The organism is Cupriavidus gilardii, from assembly GCF_017598945.1.
In the GTDB taxonomy this organism is placed as follows: Bacteria; Pseudomonadota; Gammaproteobacteria; order Burkholderiales; family Burkholderiaceae; genus Cupriavidus; species Cupriavidus gilardii_E.
Window position 1 is genome coordinate 286,980 of sequence record NZ_JAGFTW010000036.1, and the last position, 19,253, is coordinate 306,232.

Below are 19,253 nucleotides of genomic sequence, written 5' to 3' on the forward strand. Positions count from 1 at the left end.
CGCCTGCCCCGGCCACCGGCGCGGACACGGCGCCGCGATGGCGGCGCATCGCGGCGGTTGCATTGCCTCAGTCGGCCAGCAGCTTGCGGACATGCCCGACGATGTCGGCCACCGCCACGCGGCTCGCCTCGGCGTCGCGCCGGCCCTGGTACTCGACCTGGCCTTCCTTCAGGCCGCGGTCGCCGACCACCACGCGGTGCGGCACGCCGATCAGTTCCCAGTCGGCGAACATCACGCCGGGGCGCTCGCCGCGGTCGTCCAGGATCGCGTCGACGCCCGCAGCCAGCAGCTCGGCATGGATGCGATCGGCCTCGGCCTTGACCGCTTCCGAACGGTCGTAGCCGACCGGGCACACCACCACTTCGAACGGCGCGATCGCGTCCGGCCAGATGATGCCGCGCTCGTCGTAGTTCTGTTCGATCGCCGCGCCGACGATGCGGGTCACGCCGATGCCGTAGCAGCCCATCTGCATCGGCTGGGTCTTGCCGTTCTCGTCGAGGAAGGTCGCGTTCATCGCCGCCGAATAGCGCGTGCCCAGCATGAACACGTGGCCGACCTCGATGCCGCGGCAGATCGCCAGCCGGCCCTTGCCGTCGGGCGAAGCGTCGCCGGCCACCACGTTGCGCAGGTCCGCCACGAGGGGCTCGGGCAGGTCGCGGCCCCAGTTGACGCCGGTCAGGTGATAGTCGCGCTCGTTGGCGCCGCAGACGAAGTCGCTCATGTTGGCAACCGTGCGGTCGGCCACCACCTTGATCGGCGCCTTCGCACCGATCGGACCCAGATAGCCCGGCGGCGTGCCGAAGGTCGCAACGATCTCCGCCTCGGTGGCGAAGCGGAACTCGGCCAGGCCCGGCACCTTGGACGCCTTGATCTCGTTCAGGTCGTGGTCGCCGCGCAGCAGCAGCAGCCAGATCTGCGCGGGCTGCCCTTCCGCGCCGTCGGTCGCCAGCACGATCGACTTGACGGTGCGCTCCAGCGGGATGCCGAGCAGCTCGGCGACGTCCTCGCACTTGGCCTTGCCCGGCGTGGGCGTGCGCGTCAGCGCCTCGCGCGCCGGCGCACGCTCGGCCACCAGCGGCAGGGCCTCGGCGGCCTCCATATTGGCGGCGTAGTCGGACTCGGGGCAGTAGACGATGGCGTCCTCGCCAGTGTCTGCGATCACGTGAAACTCGTGCGAGCCCGAACCGCCGATCGCGCCGTTGTCGGCCGCCACCGCGCGAAATTCCAGGCCGAAGCGCTCGAAGATGCGGATATAGGCGTCGTACATCTTGCGGTACGAGACCTTCATCGCTTCCTCGTCGCGATCGAAGGAATAGGCGTCCTTCATCGTGAATTCGCGCCCGCGCATGATGCCGAAGCGCGGCCGGCGCTCGTCGCGGAACTTGGTCTGGATCTGGTACAGGTTCAGCGGCAGCTGCTTGTAGCTGCGGATCTCGGTGCGGACGATGTCGGTGACGACCTCCTCCGAGGTCGGCTGCAGCACGAAGTCGCGCTCATGGCGATCCTTCAGGCGCAGCAGCTCCGGCCCCATCTTGTCCCAGCGGCCGGTCTCCTGCCACAGCTCGGCCGGCTGCACGAACGGCATCAGCAGTTCGACGGCGCCGGCGCGGTTCATCTCCTCGCGGACGATCTGCTCGATCTTGCGGATCACGCGCAGGCCGACCGGCATATAGCTATAGATGCCGGCACCCAGCTTCTTGATCATGCCGGCGCGCATCATTAGCTTGTGCGAGACGATCTCGGCGTCGGCGGGGGCTTCCTTGAGAGTGGAAATGAAGAATTGCGAAGCTTTCATCCGTGGCTTTCGGTTGGGACAGCGCGCGCGGCGCGGATCGATGGGAAAAGGCGTAAGGGGGGAAACGCGGCCCAGAAAAACGGGCGGGGACACGGTGTGTGGGCCCGGCGAAAGGCGCCTGAAACGGCGCATTTCGTCGGGGAAAACCAGCACCTCGGGCCGCCCCGGTCGGACCCCGCGCTTCCTTTATAATCGACGTAATTCTAAAGGATTCGAGGTGCAGTCATGCTCGATCGTGAAGGCTTTCGCCCGAACGTCGGCATCATCCTCATCAACGCACGGAACGAGGTGTTCTGGGGCAAGCGAATCGGCGAACATTCTTGGCAGTTTCCGCAAGGCGGCATCAAATACGGCGAGACGCCGGAACAGGCGATGTACCGCGAACTGCATGAAGAGGTCGGACTGCTGCCCGAGCACGTCAGGATCGTCGGTCGCACGCGCGACTGGCTGCGTTACGAGGTGCCGGACAAGTTCATACGCCGCGAAATTCGCGGGCATTACAAGGGGCAGAAACAGATCTGGTTCCTGCTGCGCATGGCGGCGCGCGATTGCGATATCTGCCTGCGCGCCACCGACCACCCGGAATTCGACGCCTGGCGCTGGAGCCAGTACTGGGTGCCGCTCGACGCGGTGATCGAATTCAAGCGCGAGGTCTACCAGATGGCGCTGACGGAACTGTCGCGCTTTCTGCATCGCGGCCAGCGGGCGCCGCTGAGTCCCTACGGCAACCACCACGCCGGGACCCATGGCAACCCAGGCCGCGCCGGCGGCCAACGTGCGGGCCGGCAAGGCCCGGGCAATGCGCCGGCCGCCAGCCAGCCGTCCCCTACCCTGACGCAGCCGGAATCGCCGGTCTGCGTCCAAACGCGGAGCACTGATGACTAAACCCGCCGGCTTCGGCCGACGCCACGCCGGCAGCGCGATCCCCCGGGGTCTGGCTGCCGGGCTTGCCACGCTGTTCGCGCTCGCCCTGGTGAGCGCGTGTTCGACCAGCACCGAAACGCCCAAGCGCGCCGCCCAGCTGGAAGCCGAGGACGAAGAAGAACCCGTCTTTCTGCTGGACCGGCTCGCTTCCAAGGGTTTCCAGGAGGCCGCGACCAAGCTGCCGCCGCCTCCAGCCGATGCCGATCTGCTGCCGTTCGACGTCAGCACCACCGGACGCCTGTCGTTCGCCGTCGACGCCAAGTCGCTCACGGTCGGTGAAGACGGCGCGGTGCGCTACACCGCGGTGGTCACCAGCCCGACCGGCGTGCGCAATATCAGCTACGAAGGGGTGCGCTGCGACGTATTCCAGCGCAAGCTGTTCGCCACCATGCCGCCCGGCAGCAAGACGTGGGTGCCGAACCAGAGCGCGGGCGCCGAGCAATGGCGGCCGATGAGCACCAGCGTGCGGAACAGTTATGCGGCCACGCTGGCCGCCGAGTACCTGTGCGACGGACGCGCGGTGGCGGGCAAGAGCGAAGATATCGTCCGCGCGATCCGCGACGGCGTCGCGCGGCAGGGCGCGTACAGGTAAGAGGTATCGGGACAGTCCGGACGGACCGGGCGTACCGGTCGGGGATCAAGGCCGAAGGGCGGCGATTTGCCCTTCTTTGCACTGCGTGCCCCGCTGTGTCAGACCAGCACCAGATTGTCCCGATGAATCAGCTCGGGCTCGTTCAGATGGCCGAGCACCGATTCGATTTCCGATGACGGCTTGCGGGCGATCAGCCGCGCCTCGGCGCTTGAATAGTTGGTCAGGCCGCGCGCGACCTCGCGCCCCTGGGCATCGACGCAGGCGATGACCTCGCCGCGCGCGAACTCGCCCTGCACCTCCACGACGCCGATCGGCAGCAGCGACTTGCCGCCTGCGGTCAGCTTGTCGACCGCGCCGGCATCGATGACGACGCGTCCGCGCAACTGCAGATGGTCGGCCATCCATTGCTTGCGCGCGGTCAGCCGCCCGGTCGGCGCCAGCAGCTGCGTGCCGATCGCCTCGCCGCCGGCCAGCCTCGCCAGCACGTCGGCCTCGCGTCCCGACGCGATCACGGTATGCGCCCCGGACTTGGCGGCGCGCTTGGCCGCCAGGATCTTGGTCAACATGCCGCCGCGCCCGATCGCGGTACCGGCACCGCCGGCCATCGCTTCGAGTTCCAGCGTGCCGGCCAGCGCCTCGTGGACGAATTCGGCGGCCGGGTCCTTGCGCGGATCGGCGGTGTAGAGCCCCCGCTGGTCGGTCAGGATCACCAGCGCGTCGCCCTCGATCAGGTTGGTCACCAGCGCGCCCAGCGTATCGTTGTCGCCGAACTTGATTTCGTCGGTGACGACCGTGTCGTTCTCGTTGATGATCGGCACCACGCCGAGCCCGAGCAGCGTCAGCAGCGTCGAGCGGGCATTCAGATAGCGCTCGCGGTCGGCCAGGTCGGCATGGGTCAGCAACACCTGCGCGGTGCGGATGCCATAGCGGCCGAACTGGCTTTCGTAGACCTGCGCCAAGCCCATCTGCCCGACCGCGGCGGCCGCCTGCAGTTCGTGGATCTCGCGCGGACGCCGTACCCACCCCAGCCGCTGCATGCCCTCGGCGATCGCCCCCGAACTGACCAGCACGACTTCCTTGCCGGCGGTGCGCAGCCTGGCGATCTGCGCCGCCCAGCGGGCGATGGCGTCGTGGTCCAGCCCCTTGCCGTCATTGGTGACGAGGCTGGATCCGACCTTGACGACGATGCGCCTGGCCTGCGCGATGACCGATTGGGTGGGCAACTCTGTCTCCTGAAATGGGGTCGTGCCGGGCAAGGATCTGGCTTGGGATCGGGCGCGAAGTCAGCCTTGTTGTCCGTCGCGATCGACGTTGTGCAGCCGCTCGTCCAGACGCACGTCCGGCTCGGCCAGCGCCGCGGCCTCCTCGGCCTTCAGCGCGGCCAGATGGTCCTTGATCGCATAGGTCAGTTCGCGGCAGCCCTCGCCGGTCAGCGCCGAGATGCGGAACACCGGCCCCTTCCACTTGTAGCGCTTGATGAAGTCCTTGACGCGCGCCTCGCGCTCGTCCTCGGGAACCATGTCGAGCTTGTTCAGCACCAGCCAGCGCGGCTTCTCGTACAGATCGGCATCGTACTTCTTCAGCTCGTTGACAATGGCGCGCGCCTCGGCGACCGGATCGACGGATTCGTCGAACGGCGCCAGATCGACGATATGCAGCAGCAGCCCGGTGCGCTGCAGATGGCGCAGGAACTGATGGCCCAGGCCGGCACCCTCGGCGGCCCCCTCGATCAGCCCGGGGATATCGGCGATCACGAACGATTGCTCATGGTCGACACGCACCACGCCGAGGTTCGGATGCAGCGTGGTGAACGGATAGTCCGCCACCTTGGGCCGCGCATTGGAGACGTGCGAGATGAAGGTCGACTTGCCGGCATTGGGCATGCCCAGCAGGCCCACGTCGGCCAGCACCTTCAGCTCCAGCTTGAGCATGCGGCGCTCGCCCGGCTTGCCGTCGACCTGCTGGCGCGGCGCGCGGTTGGTACTGGACTTGAAATGCAGATTGCCCCAGCCGCCGATGCCGCCTTCGGCCAGGCAGACCTTCTGACCATGCTCGGTCAGGTCGGCGATGACTTCGCCGCTGTCCATGTCGGTGATCAGCGTGCCGACCGGCATGCGCAGCGTCACGTCCTCGCCGGCGGCGCCATAGCAGTCCGAGCCGCGGCCGTTCTCGCCGTTGCGGGCGACGTGCTTCTTGGCGTAGCGGAAATCGATCAGCGTGTTGATGTTGCGATCGGCCACCGCGTAGACGCTGCCGCCACGGCCGCCATCGCCGCCGTCCGGCCCGCCGAACGGCACAAACTTCTCGCGCCGGAACGACGCGCTGCCATTGCCCCCATTGCCGGCAATGACTTCGATTCGGGCTTCGTCGATGAACTTCATGATGACTATCCGTGATGGAGCGTGCCGCGACGAAAGACCTGGTCAGGCGCTGCCGGCGGCGGGCGACGTTCGACATTGTCGCCAGAAAAGAAAAAGCCCCGCAAGGGTTGCGGGGCCTTCGTGCTGCAAGGCAGTGGTCAGGCTGCCGGAACGACGCTGACCTGCTGCTTCTTGGCAGCGCCCTTGACGGCGAACTTCACGTGGCCGTCAACCAGGGCGAAGAGGGTGTGGTCCTTGCCCACGCCGACGTTCTCGCCGGCATGCACGCGGGTACCGCGCTGGCGGACGATGATGCCGCCGGCGTTGATGGCCTGGCCACCAAACACCTTCACGCCCAGACGCTTCGATTCGGAATCGCGGCCGTTCCGTGTGGAACCGCCGCCTTTTTTCTGTGCCATGACTTAACTCCTGTCGCTATACCTGAATGTCGCTCGATTTGCTGTCTCGTTGCCGTCCGCGTGGACTCAGGCAACGATCGCTTCGATGCGCAGTTCGGTGTAATTCTGGCGATGGCCTTGACGCTTCTGGTAATGCTTGCGACGGCGCATCTTGAAGATCTTCACCTTGTCGTGACGACCTTGGGAGATAACGGTAGCTTTGACGGAAGCCCCGCTGACCAGCGGCGTACCAAACTTGATCTGGTCGCCAGCGCCCACTGCGAGCACTTGGTCGAGCGTGATTTCTGCGCCAATGTCTGCCGGTATCTGTTCTACTTTCAGTTTTTCGCCAGCAGCAACCTTGTATTGCTTGCCGCCGGTTTTTACGACCGCGTACATTGTCGAACCTCTCGATGTGAATAAACGCCCAAAAGCCAGCACTGGCGTGGCTTCGCGGCTAGGCGAAGCGGCCATGCAACGCGCTTTCGGCCCGGTTATCTCCCGCCGGCACGGACGCAACAACAGCAGTTCAGCCGGAGGAAACTCGGCATTCTATACGAGCAGCGGGAAAAGTGCAAAGAAAACAAACACATAGCCCTGCAGGGGCGGGCAATGCACTTACCCGAGCCGGCGGTCAGGTGGCCTCGGCCAGCAGGAATCCCGCCAGAGCGGCGAAGGCGACCCACCACGCGAGGCGGCGGGACGGGCGGCGGCCATGGCCATCGGAAGCGGCGGGCTTGTTCATGCGCGCATTATAGGCGTCGGTTCAGGCGCCGCCTCGACGTCGCGAGGCTGGCCGAGCCGAACCCGCCTGCCCCCGAACCGCGCGGCAATCGCGCGCACGGCAAGCCATCTGGACACGGCCATCGCATATAATCGCTCGTTCTGCGTAACGGTGATCATCTTGTCCGAGTCTTCCGCCTCTGCCTTGCTCGCTCCGGTCGCTGCCGACATGCGCGCCGTCGATGCAGTCATCCGGCAGCGCCTGTCTTCCGAAGTGCCACTGATCGAACAGATCGGCGAATACATCATCGGCGCGGGCGGCAAGCGCCTGCGTCCCGTGATCCTGCTGCTGTCCGCACGCGCCCTCGGCTATGACGGACACCGCCATCACGAACTGGCCGCGGTGGTGGAATTCATCCACACCGCCACGCTGCTGCACGACGACGTGGTCGACGAGTCCGAGCTGCGGCGCGGCCGCCAGACCGCCAACGCGGTGTTTGGCAATGCCGCCAGCGTGCTGGTCGGCGACTTCCTCTATTCGCGCGCCTTCCAGATGATGGTCGACGCCGGCAGCATGCGGATCATGCAGATCCTGTCGGACGCGACCAACGTGATCGCCGAGGGCGAGGTGCTGCAGCTGCTCAACATGCACGACCCCGACGTCACGGTGGAGCGCTATCTGCAGGTGATCCGCTACAAGACCGCCAAGCTGTTCGAGGCCTCCGCCCAGCTGGGCGCGGTACTGGCGGGCGCCGACGCGGCGATGGAAGAAGCCGCCGCAGAATACGGCCGCCGCATCGGCACCGCCTTCCAGCTGATCGACGACATGCTCGACTACACCGCCAGCGCGGAGCAGATGGGCAAGAACGCCGGCGACGATCTGCGCGAGGGCAAGCCGACGCTGCCGCTGCTGCATCTGATGGAACATGGCACCGCCGAGCAACGCACGCTGGCGCGCGAGGCGATCGTCCAGGGCGGCACCGAACACTTCGACGCGGTGTTCTCGGCCATCCATCAATGCGGGGCCCTGGATGCGACCTTCGAGGCCGCAAAACGCGAGGCCGATGCAGCCGAACGTGCCGCAATGCAATTTCCCCCTTCACAACTGAAGGAAACACTGATAAAGTTATGTGCTTTCTCGCTGCAACGTCAGTCCTGACGCCGCAGCGGAAACGAAAACGGGGTGTAGCTTAGCCTGGTAGAGCGCTACGTTCGGGACGTAGAGGCCGGAGGTTCGAATCCTCTCACCCCGACCAGTTTTTCCGAAAGGGCCGTGCAGCGATGCACGGCCCTTTTGCTTTGGTGGGTCCTTTGGCTTTGAGCTTTGAGCTTTGAGCTTTGAGCTTTGAGCTTTGAGCTTTGAGCTTTGAGCTTTGAGCTTTGAGCTTTGAGCTTTGAGCTTTGAGCTTTGAGCTTTGAGCTTTGAGCTTTGGGCTTTGGCTCACGCTCCGGCTCGCACGGTGCGGTCCATTTTGAGACTGCGCGCATTCCGTCTCCGGCCCCCCGCATCGCACACTGGCCCCCTCCTCCACTGCGCCCTGCCCGCCATGATCGCCACCGCCGATGCGCCGATCGAATACGACCCCGCCATGCCATCGAGCGATGGCAGCCAGCGCGGCCACCGTGGTCCACGCGGCGGTGACGAGGTCGACGATGCGCCCGTGGTGCGCTTCGTCCAGAAGCTGCTGAGCGAGGCGTGCCGGCGCGGAGCCTCGGATCTGCACTTCGAGCCGTACGAAAGCTTCTACCGCGTGCGCTTTCGCATCGACGGGCTGCTGCACGAGGTCGCGCGTCCGCCGCTGGAAATACGCGACCGCATCGCGACGCGGATCAAGGTGCTGGCCCGGCTCGACATCGCCGAGAAACGCGTGCCGCAGGATGGCCGCATGCGCTTTGTGATACCGCGGCGCGACGGCGAGGCGGCGCCGGAAGGCACAGCAGCACGCGCGGTCGACCTGCGCGTATCGACGCTGCCGACGCTGTTCGGCGAAAAGATCGTGCTGCGCATGCTGGCCGCGTCCGGCGTGCGGCTCGACATGGAAGGCCTCGGCTTCGAACCGGCGCAGCTCGCCATGCTGCTCGAGCGCCTGCGCCGACCCCACGGCATGGTCCTCGTCACCGGCCCGACGGGCAGCGGCAAGACCGTCTCGCTGTACGCCTTCCTGAATCTGCTGAACCAGGACGAGCGCAATATCGCGACGGCCGAGGATCCGGCCGAAATCCAGCTGGCCGGCATCAATCAGGTCAATATCCACGACAAGGTCGGCCTGGGCTTTCCGACCGTGCTGCGCGCGTTGCTGCGCCAGGACCCGGACGTGATCATGGTCGGCGAAATCCGCGACGCGGAGACCGCCGACATCGCAGTCAAGGCAGCGCAGACTGGCCATCTGGTCTTGTCGACGCTGCATACCAACGATGCGCCGGGCACGCTCACACGGTTGGCGCAGCTGGGCGTCGCCCCCTTCCACCTGGCTGCCAGCGTGCTGGTCATCACGGCGCAGCGGCTGGCCCGCATGCTGTGCGCCTGCAAACGGCCCGGCACGTTCCCGCTGGCCGCGCTGCGCGAGGCCGGCTTCGCGGACGCCCTGCTCGACGGGGACTGGCAGCCCTGCGAGCCGGTCGGCTGCGCCGCCTGCCGCGGCAGCGGCTATCGCGGCCGCTGCGGCATCCACCAGGTGATGCCCGTCTCCGACGCGATGCAGGGCATCATCCTGTCGCGCGGCAGTGCGCGGGCGCTAGCGCAGCAGGCGCGTCGCGAGGGCGTGCTATCGTTGCGCGAGGCCGGGCTGCTCAAGGTCAGGGCGGGCACGACCTCGCTGGCCGAGGTGCTGGCGACCACCCATCCATAACGAAGATCGACCGAACGATCATGCCATCCGGGTCCACCATGGCGGCCCCCGCACCGCGCGCCGCGGTCCGCCTTCCCGCCGTGGCGCGCACGACCGCGCCACCACGATTCCGCGTCGACGACATTGCGCGCTTCACGCGGCAACTGTCGACGCTGCTGGGCGCGAGCGTGCCGCTGCTGCCGGCGCTCGACATCATCGCGCGCGGCCATGGCGATCCCGCCTGGCGCCACCTGCTGACGCAACTGCGCGGCGACATCGAAAGCGGGAGCGGCCTGGCTCAGGCCATGCGCCGACATCCCCGCACGTTCGACGCGCTCTACTGCAATCTCGTCGACGCCGGCGAACAAGGCGGCGCGCTGGGCAGCATGCTGGACCGGCTGTGTGCCTGCCTGGAACAGTCGATTGCGCTGCGCCGCCAGGTAAGGGCCGCGCTGCGCTATCCGCTGGTGGTGCTGGCAGTGGCCGCCGCCGTGATGACGATCCTGATGCTGTTCGTGATTCCCGCCTTCAAACAGGTCTTTGTCGGCTTCGGTGCCGGCGCCCAACTGCCCGCGCCGACGCAATTCGTGATCGCGCTGTCCGATGGCCTTGTCGCGCACTGGCAAATGCTGCTGGCCCTGCCGCCGCTGGCGTGGCTGAGCCTGCGGCATGCGCTGCGCCGCTCGGCGTCGCTGCGCCATGCACGCGACCGGGCGATGCTGCGCTTGCCGGTGGCCGGTCCGCTGCTCCGCAAGGCGGCGGTGGCGCGCTGGACGCGCACGCTGGCGACGCTGTCCGCTGCGGGCACGCCGCTGGTCGAGGCGATGGCGCTGGTCGCGGGGGCGGCCGGCAATCGCGTGTATCGCGACGCCACCCGGCGGATCGAACGTGCCGTGCGTTGCGGCGCCAGCCTCGCCACGGCGATGCGCGCCAGCGCCGTGTTCGACCCGATGGCGCTGCAGATGACCCGCATCGGCGAGGAATCCGGCGCGCTCGACACGATGCTGCTGCATGTCGCGCAATGCTGCGAGCGTGAGGTCGACGAGGACGTCGCCGCGCTCGCCGGCATGGTCGAGCCGCTGATCGTCGTGGTGCTGGGCGTGCTGATCGGCGCGCTGGTGATCGCGATGTATCTGCCGATCTTCAAGCTGGCGCAGGTGGTCTGAGATGCAAGGCTTCCTGTCGAACTGGAACGCGGTCATGCCGGCCGGTACCTGGACCATCGCCGCGCTGGCGGCCCTGCCGCCGTGGTTTCTGCTGAGCGCGGCGGCGTTGCTCGGGCTGGTGGTCGGCAGCTTCCTGAACGTGGTCGTGCATCGGCTGCCGCGCATGATGGAGCGCGAGGAGGCGAATTATCTGGCCGCGCTGCGCCACGAGCCCGCGCCCTACCCCGAACGCTATGACCTGATGGTGCCGCGCTCGTCGTGCCCGCATTGCGGCCATGCGATCGCGCCGTGGGAAAACATTCCGGTGCTGGGCTATCTGCTGCTGGGCGGGCGTTGCTCGGCCTGCAGCAAGCCGATCGGCCTGCGCTATCCCGCCGTCGAGCTGGCGAGCGCCGCGCTGTGCGCGCTGGCGGCCTGGCATTTCGGGCCGACCTGGCAGGCGCTGGCCGCGATGGTGCTGATCTGGTCGCTGCTGTCGCTGGCGCTGATCGATGCCGACACCCAACTGTTGCCGGACCAGATCACGCAGCCGCTGCTGTGGCTGGGCCTGCTGCTGAACCTGACGGGTCTGTTCGCGCCGATCGGCGACGCGGTGATCGGCGCGGTCGCCGGTTATCTGCTGTTGTGGACCACCTATTGGCTGTTCAAGCTGCTGCGCGGCAAGGAGGGCATGGGCTATGGCGACTTCAAGCTGATGGCGGCGCTCGGCGGCTGGTTCGGCTGGCAGGCGCTGCCCGCGCTGGTGCTGCTGTCGTCGGTGGTCGGACTGGTGTACGGTCTTGCCAAGATCGCGCTGCACCGACACGATCGCGATACGCCGTTCCCGTTCGGGCCGTTTATTGCCGGCGCCGGATTGCTGGTGCTGTTCGCGGGCGCCGACTGGCTGCTGCCGGCATTGGCGCCGGGCGCCGCGATCGAAGCGGGCGCGGTGATGACCCGCTGACGCCGGCGATGCTCCGCAGCGCCCGACTCACTGACGACCAACGCCACCCCAACGCCCCACTCACCTGGAGACATATGCTGGAAATCGGATTGACCGGAGGCATCGGCTCCGGCAAGAGCCGCGTCGCCGATCTGTTCGCCGAGCGCGGCGCCGCGCTGATCGATACCGATCTGATCGCACACGAGATCACCGCGCCCGGCGGCGCGGCGATTCCCGCGCTGGTCGAGGCCTTCGGTCCTGCATGTCTGCGCGCCGACGGTGCGATGGATCGCGATGCGATGCGCGCGCTGGTGTTCTCCGATCCGACCGCCAAGGCGCGCCTCGAAGCGATCACGCATCCGCTGATCCGCGAGGTCACCGAACAGCGGGCGGCACAGATTCGCACGGGCGGTGCCCATCCCTATCTGATCCATGTGGTGCCGCTGCTGGTCGAGTCCGGCCGCTGGCGCGAGCGCGTCGACCGCGTGCTGGTGGTCGATTGCAGCGAAGCCACGCAGATCGCCCGCGTGATGTCACGCAACGGTTTCTCGCGCGAGCAAGTCGAGGCCATCATGGCGAGGCAGGCGACGCGCGCGCAGCGGCTGGCGGTGGCCGACGATGTGATCGACAACGACGGTCCCGTCGAAGCGCTGCCTCCGCAGGTCGAGGCGCTCGATCGCCGCTATCGCGCGATGAAGCCCGCGTCGCCGACATCTGCCGCGGGCTGAACCGCACTGACGCACATCGCTGCGCATCAGGCGATCCCGAGGCCACCATCGGCGGCGTTTCATTGTCCTTGCGCGCGGTCTCGCATAGAATGCGTTGGAATATGCTGCCAAGTGCATGCATACGGCCGCATGCGAGCTTCGCATGCATTCTGTACCGATCGCCTCGCGCGCCAGCCTGAGCCGATTCGTCTGTCGAATCCAGCACCGGGCCGGCAAGCTGGCCGACGCCGCGCTGCACGGACTTCCCCTTGATTCTGTACGAATATCCTTTCAACGAACGCATCAGGACACTCCTGCGTCTGGAGGACCTGTTCGATCGGCTGGAGTACTTTCTCGGACAGGAACATGCGCTGCAGCATCATGTCGCGCTGACCACGCTGTTCGAGATCATCGACGTCGCGGGCCGCGCCGATCTGAAAACCGATCTGATCAAGGAGCTCGATCGCCAGCGGCAGGCGCTGACCGCGCTGCGCTCGAGCCCGCAGATCGATCAGCAGACGCTGGACGCCGTGATCGGCGAACTCGAGCAAGCCATCTCGCAGCTGAACCAGACCGTCGGCAAGGCGGGCCAGCTGCTGACCGACAACGAGTGGCTGACCAGCATCCGCAGCCGCGCGATCATCCCCGGCGGCACCTGCGAATTCGACTTGCCGTCGTACTACGCCTGGCAGCATCGGCCGGCGGAGGAACGGCGCGCCGACATCCTGAAGTGGGTCCGTCCGCTGATTCCGCTGCGCGTGGGCACCGACGCCGTGCTGAAGCTATTGCGCGAGTCCGGCCAGAGCGGCAAGGTGATCGCCACCGGCGGCAGCTATCAGCAGATGCTGTCCGGCCGCAGCTACCAGCTGATGCAGGTGCTGCTCGACGATTCGCTGCTGGCCTTCATCCCCGAGATGAGCGCCAACAAGTACATGCTGTGGGTGCGCTTCACCCAGCAGGATGGCGATATGCGACCGCGCTCGGTCGATGCCGACATCCCCTTCCTGCTCAAACTCTGCAATTTCTGATTTGCCATGCCATCCGTAGTCAAATGCCCGACCTGTGGCAAGGACGTGGTTTGGGCGCCGGAAAACAAGTTCCGCCCCTTCTGCTCCGAACGTTGCAAGCAAATCGACCTGGGGGCCTGGGCCTCCGAGAAATACGTGATCGAGGGCAAGCCGGCCGCTCCGACCGAGGACCAGCAGGACCGGGACGACGACTGAGCGACGACTGAGCGCCCACGCTCAGCCAAAGAGCGCCCACGCTCGGCCAGAGCCGGCCTTCAGGCCGCCTCCTCCCCCAGCCACTCGACCACCGGAATCGTCGCCGGCAGCAACGGCCCGACGCTGACGGGCACCTGCTCCCACGAGAAGGCCTGGCCTTCGCGCCCGACCGGCTCGCCGTCCCATCCGGTGACCTTGCAGAAGTGCAGCCGCACGTAGGCGTGCGGGTAATCGTGCTCCAGCACGTGCCAGCGGGTCGAGGCCGTGATGTCCAGCCCCAGTTCCTCGTGCAGCTCGCGCGCCAGCGCCGCTTCGACGGACTCGCCCGCTTCGAGCTTGCCGCCCGGAAACTCCCAGTAGCCCTCGTACGGCTTGCCGGCCGGCCGCTGCGCCAGCAGGAAGCGGCCGTCCGGGCGTACCAGCACGCCGACCGCGACCTCGGTGACCTTGCGCCCGCCGCTCATGCCGGCTCGCCCTGGTGCGCACCGTAGGGCTTGCCGTGCTTGCCGCCCCAATCGCGCGCGAACTGCCAGGCGACCCGCCCCGAGCGCGAGCCGCGCTCCAGCGCCCACACCAGCGCATCGCCGCGCGCCGCCGCGATATCGTCCTCGCTGCAGCCGAACTGGCGCAGCCAGTGCGCGACGATATTCAGGTATTCGTCCTGCTTCGGCGGATAGAACGACAGCCACAGGCCGAAGCGCTCGGACAGCGAGATCTTTTCCTCGACCACCTCGCCGGGATGGATCTCGCCATCCGCGGTGTGCTGATAGGTCTCGTTGTCCTTCATGTATTCGGGCAGCAGATGGCGGCGATTCGAGGTCGCATAGACCAGCACGTTGTCCGACTGCGCGGCGACCGAGCCGTCGAGCGCGGACTTCAGCGACTTGTAGCCCGATTCGCCATCCTCGAACGACAGGTCGTCGCAGAAGATCACGAAGCGTTCCGGCCGCTGCGTCAGCTGCTCGACGATATCGCCCAGATCGCCGAGATCGGCCTTGTCGACTTCGACCAGACGCAGCCCCTCGCCGACGAAGGCGTTCAGGCAGGCCTTGATCAGCGACGACTTGCCGGTGCCGCGCGCGCCGGTCAGCAGCACGTTGTTGGCCGGCAGCTTGTGCACGAACTGGCGTGTATTGGCGACGATGGCGTCCTTCTGACGCTCGATGTTCTTCAGATCGTCCAGATGGATCGGCGGCAGCTGCCGGATGGCCTGCAGATAACCGATATTGCCGAACAGACTCTGCCGCTTGCGCCAGCGGAAGGCGACGGCCTGCTGCCAGTCCGCCTCGGTCAGCTGCGGCGGCAGCCACTGTTCGAGCCGGGCGAGAAATTGGTCGAGACGGGAGGCGAGATCGGACATTGGCGGCAATCCGGAAAGGCGGGAGATGGAGAAGCGGAACGGCGAGGCGAGGACGATGGGCCGATGCCGGGCCCTTGTCGCGGGCGATGCCTCGCCAGGCGGCAAGGCATCGTCAGGCAGCAATCAGGAGCGATAGTCCGCGTTGATCGATACGTAGTCGTGCGACAGGTCGCAGGTCCAGACCGTGGCCGTGGCGTTGCCGCGGCCGAGCGCGATGCGCACCGTGATCTCGGCCTGCTTCATCACGCGCTGGCCGTCTTCCTCGCGGTATTCGGGATGGCGGCCGCCGTCCTTCGCCACCCAGACATCGTCGAGCCACAGATTGACGCCGCCAACGTCGAGATCGTCGACGCCGGCATAGCCGACCGCAGCGAGAATCCGGCCCAGATTGGGATCGGAGGCGTAGAACGCGGTCTTGACCAGCGGCGAGTGGGCCACCGCATAGGCGATCTGCCGGCATTCGGCGACATCGCGTCCGCCTTCGACCTGGATCGTCATCAGCTTGGTCGCGCCTTCGCCGTCGCGCACGATCATCTGCGCGAGCTCCTGCGCCAGCGACGTCACCGCGTCGCGCAGCGCCTCGAAGTCGGCACCGTCGGCGCGCTCGATCGCGGGGGCGCCGGCGCGGCCGGTGGCGATCAGCACGAAGGAATCGTTGGTCGAGGTATCGCCGTCGATCGTGATGCTGTTGAACGAATGATCGGCCGCGTGCGACACCAGCGCCTGCAGCACCGGTTGGGCCACGGTCGCGTCCGTCGCGATAAAGCCCAGCATCGTCGCCATATTCGGCTTGATCATGCCGGCACCCTTGCTGATGCCGGTCAGCGTGACGGTCTTGCCGCCGATCGTCACCGTGCGCGACGCCGCCTTCGGCTGCGTGTCGGTGGTCATGATCGATTCGGCCGCCGCCAGCCAGTTGTCCTCGCGCGCATTGGCGATCGCCTTGGGCACGCCGGCCAGCAGACGGTCCATCGGCAGCGGTTCGAGGATCACGCCGGTCGAGAACGGCAGCACCTGATCGGCGCCGATGCCCAGCGCGCCAGCGACCGCCTCGCAGGTCGCGCGCGCATTGGCCAGGCCCGGTTCGCCGGTGCCGGCATTGGCGTTGCCGGTGTTGATCACCAGCGCGCGGATGCCGCGGCCGGACGCCAGATGCTCGCGGCAGACCTGCACCGGCGCGGCGCAGAAACGGTTGCGCGTGAAGACGCCGGCCACCGTGCTGCCTTCGGCCAGGCGCACCACCAGCACGTCCTTGCGGTTGGCCTTGCGGATGCCCGCTTCAGCCCAGCCGAGCTCGACGCCGGCGACCGGTTTCAGATTCTCTGCCTGCGGCAGCGGCAAGTTGACGGCCATGTTCGATTCCTTGCTTCGATGCGATACCTGATGCCTGATGCTCAGTGACCGGGGCTCAGTGACCGGGGCTCAGTGCCCGGTGCCCAGTGTCCGGCTTAGCTCAGCCGGCCGTGGCACTGCTTGAACTTCTTGCCCGAGCCGCACGGGCAGGGGTCGTTGCGGCCGACGCGGGGCATGGTCGCCACTTCGCTGTCGTCGCGGGCGCCGCGTGCCGCCGCCGCGATCGCGCGCTCGCCGGTGTCGGGGCCGGCGCCGCCGAACTCGTCATGCTGGTATCGCACATTGCCCACGTGCGCCAGATCGTCCTCGATCTGCTCCGAGGCATGCTCGAGCTCTTCCGGCGACTGGATCTGGACGTTGAAGACGATGCGCGTGACTTCGCTCTTGATCACGTCCAGCAGACGCGCGAACAGTTCGAACGACTCGCGCTTGTATTCCTGCTTCGGATCCTTCTGCGCATAGCCGCGCAGATGGATGCCCTGGCGCAGATGGTCCAGCGCGGCCAGATGCTCGCGCCAGTGCGTGTCGATGCTCTGCAGCATCACCGACCGCTCGAAGCCGGCGAAGGCCTCGCGGCCGACCTGCGCGACCTTGGCCTCGTAGCGCTCGGCCGCGGCCGAAACGATCATCTGCAGCAGTTCCTCGTCCTCGATGCTCTGCGCGTTCTCGATGGTCTGCGCCAGCGGCAGCTCCAGGCCGAAGTCGTCGCGCAGACGCTTCTCCAGGCCGGCGATGTCCCACTGCTCTTCCATCGATTCGGCCGGCACGTACTCGCGGAACAGATCGACCAGCACGCCCTCGCGCAGGCTCTTGATCATCTCGCCGACGTCCTGCGCCTCCAGCACCTCGTTGCGCAGCTTGTAGATTTCCTTGCGCTGGTCGTTGGCGACGTCGTCGTACTGCAGCAGCTGCTTGCGGATATCGAAGTTGCGGCCCTCGACCTTGCGCTGCGCCGATTCGATCGAGCGCGTCACGATGCCGGCCTCGATCGGCTCGCCCTCAGGCATCTTCAGGCGGTCCATGATCGCGCGCACGCGGTCGCCGGCGAAGATGCGCAGCAGCTGGTCGTCCAGCGACAGATAGAAGCGCGACGAACCCGGGTCGCCCTGGCGGCCGGCACGGCCGCGCAGCTGGTTGTCGATCCGGCGCGATTCGTGTCGCTCGGTGCCGACGATATGCAGGCCGCCCGCGGCCTTGACCTGCTCGTGCAGCGACTGCCATTCCGACTTCAGCTGCGCGATGCGCGCGGCCTTTTCCTCGGCGGACAGATTCGCATCGGCCTCGATGAAGCCGGCCTGCTTCTCGACATTGCCGCCCAGCACGATGTCGGTACCGCGGCCGGCCATGTTGGTGGCGATGGTGATCATCTTCGGCCGGCCCGCCTGCGCGACGATCTCGGCCTCGCGCTCGTGCTGCTTGGCGTTGAGCACCTGGTGCGGCAGCTTTTCCTTGTTCAGCAGGTCCGACAGGTATTCCGAGGTCTCGATCGACGTGGTGCCGACCAGCACCGGCTGGCCGCGCTCGTAGCAGTCGCGGATATCGCGCACCACGGCGTCGTAGCGCTCCTTGCCGGTCTTGTAGATCTGGTCCTGGAAGTCCTTGCGCTGGGTCGGCTTGTTGGTCGGGATCACGACCACTTCCAGGCCGTAGATCTCCTGGAACTCGTACGCTTCGGTATCGGCCGTGCCGGTCATGCCGGCCAGCTTCTCGTACATGCGGAAGTAGTTCTGGAAGGTGATCGTCGCCAGCGTCTGGTTTTCCTGCTGGATGGTGACGCCTTCCTTGGCCTCGACGGCCTGGTGCAGGCCGTCGGACCAGCGGCGGCCGGTCATCAGGCGGCCGGTGAACTCGTCGACGATCACGACCTCATCGTTCTGCACCACATAGTGCTGGTCGCGATGGAACAGGCTGTGCGCACGCAGGGCCGCGTACAGATGGTGCATCAGCGTGATGTTCTGCGGCGCGTACAGCGACTCGCCCTCGCCGATCAGGCCCAGCTGGGCCATGATCTGCTCGGCCTTCTCGTGGCCGGCCTCGGTCAGGTAGACCTGGTGCGCCTTCTCGTCGACGTAGTAGTCGCCCGGCTTCTCGACGCCGGTGCCGTCGGCCTTCTCCTCGCCGATCTGGCGCTCGAGCAGCTTCGGGATGCCGTTCATGCGCTGGTACAGGTCGGTGTGGTTCTCCGCCTGGCCCGAGATGATCAGCGGGGTGCGCGCCTCGTCGATCAGGATCGAGTCGACCTCGTCGACGATCGCATAGTGCAACGGCCGCTGCACGCGCTGACCCGGGTCGTAGACCATGTTGTCGCGCAGGTAGTCGAAGCCGAATTCGTTGTTGGTGCCGTAGGTGATGTCGCTGTTGTAGGCCGCCTGCTTCTGGTCGTGCGGCATCTGCGACAGGTTGACGCCGACCGACAGACCGAGGAAGTTGTACAGCCGGCCCATCCATTCGGCATCGCGCTGGGCCAGGTAGTCGTTGACCGTGACCACGTGCACGCCCTTGCCGGTCAGCGCGTTCAGGTAGACCGCCAGCGTCGCAGTCAGGGTCTTGCCCTCGCCGGTTCGCATCTCGGCGATCTTGTTGTCGTTCAGCACCATGCCGCCGATCAGCTGCACGTCGAAATGGCGCATCTTCATCACGCGCTTGCTGGCCTCGCGGCAGACCGCGAAGGCTTCGGGCAACAGCGATTCCAGCGATTCGCCGCCGGCATGGCGCTGGCGGAACTGCTCGGTCATGCCGCGCAGTTCGTCGTCCGACAGCGCTTCGAACTTCGGCTCCAGCGCGTTGATCCGCTCGACTGTCCGTCGATATTGTTTGATCAGCCGCTCGTTACGGCTGCCGAAGACTTTCTTGAGAAGGCCCGTGATCATCGATTGGTGTCACCTGCGCACGATTGCGGTCC

17 protein-coding genes, 1 tRNA gene and 1 pseudogene are annotated in these 19,253 nt (G+C 66.7%); 10 read left to right on the forward strand and 9 right to left on the reverse strand.

Features of this window, described 5'->3' with window-relative positions:
• Positions 1–67: 67 nt before the first annotated feature.
• Positions 68–1,795, reverse strand: a complete 1,728-nt coding sequence (locus tag J5T34_RS13195) for a proline--tRNA ligase (protein WP_208580137.1) — start codon at positions 1,793–1,795, stop codon at positions 68–70.
• A 225-nt stretch (positions 1,796–2,020) separates the two neighbouring features.
• On the opposite strand from J5T34_RS13195, the gene J5T34_RS13200 reads away from it, so the two are divergent.
• A complete protein-coding gene (locus J5T34_RS13200) occupies positions 2,021–2,680 on the forward strand; it encodes an RNA pyrophosphohydrolase (RefSeq protein ID WP_174104623.1) in 660 nt (219 codons plus the stop codon).
• Positions 2,673–3,311, forward strand: coding sequence for a CNP1-like family protein (locus J5T34_RS13205; RefSeq protein WP_244258874.1), 639 nt, complete (start codon positions 2,673–2,675; stop codon positions 3,309–3,311). Before J5T34_RS13200 ends, J5T34_RS13205 begins: the two co-directional genes overlap by 8 nt.
• 98 nt (positions 3,312–3,409) lie before the next feature.
• On the opposite strand, the gene proB is transcribed toward J5T34_RS13205, so the two are convergent.
• The 4 genes from proB to rplU all read right to left on the reverse strand — a co-directional run bounded on the left by proB (position 3,410) and on the right by rplU (position 6,468).
• Positions 3,410–4,534, reverse strand: a complete 1,125-nt coding sequence (gene proB, locus J5T34_RS13210; protein WP_208580138.1) for a glutamate 5-kinase — start codon at positions 4,532–4,534, stop codon at positions 3,410–3,412.
• Positions 4,535–4,594: 60 nt separating this feature from the next.
• Positions 4,595–5,692: an Obg family GTPase CgtA gene (gene cgtA / locus J5T34_RS13215; protein ID WP_208580139.1), complete on the reverse strand. Its 1,098-nt coding sequence runs from the start codon at positions 5,690–5,692 to the stop codon at positions 4,595–4,597.
• A gap of 137 nt (positions 5,693–5,829) precedes the next feature.
• A complete protein-coding gene (rpmA, locus tag J5T34_RS13220; RefSeq protein ID WP_053822556.1) occupies positions 5,830–6,090 on the reverse strand; it encodes a 50S ribosomal protein L27 in 261 nt (86 codons plus the stop codon).
• A gap of 66 nt (positions 6,091–6,156) precedes the next feature.
• Positions 6,157–6,468 (reverse strand): 50S ribosomal protein L21, encoded by a 312-nt coding sequence (gene rplU, locus J5T34_RS13225; RefSeq protein WP_006576525.1) that lies wholly within the window; start codon positions 6,466–6,468, stop codon positions 6,157–6,159.
• A 553-nt stretch (positions 6,469–7,021) separates the two neighbouring features.
• On the opposite strand from rplU, the gene ispB reads away from it, so the two are divergent.
• From ispB to J5T34_RS13265, 8 genes and pseudogenes are all read left to right on the forward strand, one after another.
• Positions 7,022–7,951 carry an octaprenyl diphosphate synthase gene (gene ispB, locus J5T34_RS13230; protein WP_174104687.1) on the forward strand — a complete coding sequence of 310 codons (930 nt, stop codon included), beginning with the start codon at positions 7,022–7,024 and terminating at the stop codon, positions 7,949–7,951.
• 20 nt (positions 7,952–7,971) lie between these two features.
• Positions 7,972–8,048 (forward strand) — tRNA-Pro (locus J5T34_RS13235).
• Between the two features lie 306 nt (positions 8,049–8,354).
• Positions 8,355–9,641 (forward strand): annotated as a pseudogene (locus J5T34_RS13240) (ATPase, T2SS/T4P/T4SS family); the annotation flags it as partial.
• 20 nt (positions 9,642–9,661) lie between these two features.
• Positions 9,662–10,786 carry a type II secretion system F family protein gene (locus J5T34_RS13245; protein ID WP_208580140.1) on the forward strand — a complete coding sequence of 375 codons (1,125 nt, stop codon included), beginning with the start codon at positions 9,662–9,664 and terminating at the stop codon, positions 10,784–10,786.
• Position 10,787: 1 nt separating this feature from the next.
• Positions 10,788–11,729 (forward strand): prepilin peptidase, encoded by a 942-nt coding sequence (locus J5T34_RS13250; RefSeq protein ID WP_279633763.1) that lies wholly within the window; start codon positions 10,788–10,790, stop codon positions 11,727–11,729.
• Between the two features lie 74 nt (positions 11,730–11,803).
• Positions 11,804–12,436, forward strand: a complete 633-nt coding sequence (coaE, locus tag J5T34_RS13255; RefSeq protein ID WP_208580141.1) for a dephospho-CoA kinase — start codon at positions 11,804–11,806, stop codon at positions 12,434–12,436.
• 248 nt (positions 12,437–12,684) lie between these two features.
• Positions 12,685–13,443 carry a cell division protein ZapD gene (zapD, locus tag J5T34_RS13260; protein WP_174104629.1) on the forward strand — a complete coding sequence of 253 codons (759 nt, stop codon included), beginning with the start codon at positions 12,685–12,687 and terminating at the stop codon, positions 13,441–13,443.
• 6 nt (positions 13,444–13,449) lie between these two features.
• Positions 13,450–13,638: a DNA gyrase inhibitor YacG gene (locus J5T34_RS13265; protein ID WP_208580142.1), complete on the forward strand. Its 189-nt coding sequence runs from the start codon at positions 13,450–13,452 to the stop codon at positions 13,636–13,638.
• Between the two features lie 59 nt (positions 13,639–13,697).
• On the opposite strand, the gene J5T34_RS13270 is transcribed toward J5T34_RS13265, so the two are convergent.
• The 4 genes from J5T34_RS13270 to secA form a co-directional block, all read right to left on the reverse strand.
• Positions 13,698–14,102, reverse strand: a complete 405-nt coding sequence (locus J5T34_RS13270; RefSeq protein ID WP_208580143.1) for an NUDIX domain-containing protein — start codon at positions 14,100–14,102, stop codon at positions 13,698–13,700.
• Complete coding sequence (locus J5T34_RS13275; protein ID WP_208580144.1) at positions 14,099–14,998, reverse strand: ATP-binding protein; 900 nt, start codon at positions 14,996–14,998, stop codon at positions 14,099–14,101. Before J5T34_RS13275 ends, J5T34_RS13270 begins: the two co-directional genes overlap by 4 nt.
• Before the next feature lie 123 nt (positions 14,999–15,121).
• Entirely contained in the window at positions 15,122–16,351 is a 1,230-nt protein-coding gene (gene argJ, locus J5T34_RS13280; protein WP_208580145.1) for a bifunctional glutamate N-acetyltransferase/amino-acid acetyltransferase ArgJ, read from the reverse strand.
• A gap of 95 nt (positions 16,352–16,446) precedes the next feature.
• Complete coding sequence (gene secA, locus J5T34_RS13285) at positions 16,447–19,221, reverse strand: preprotein translocase subunit SecA (RefSeq protein WP_208580146.1); 2,775 nt, start codon at positions 19,219–19,221, stop codon at positions 16,447–16,449.
• Positions 19,222–19,253 lie beyond the last annotated feature (32 nt).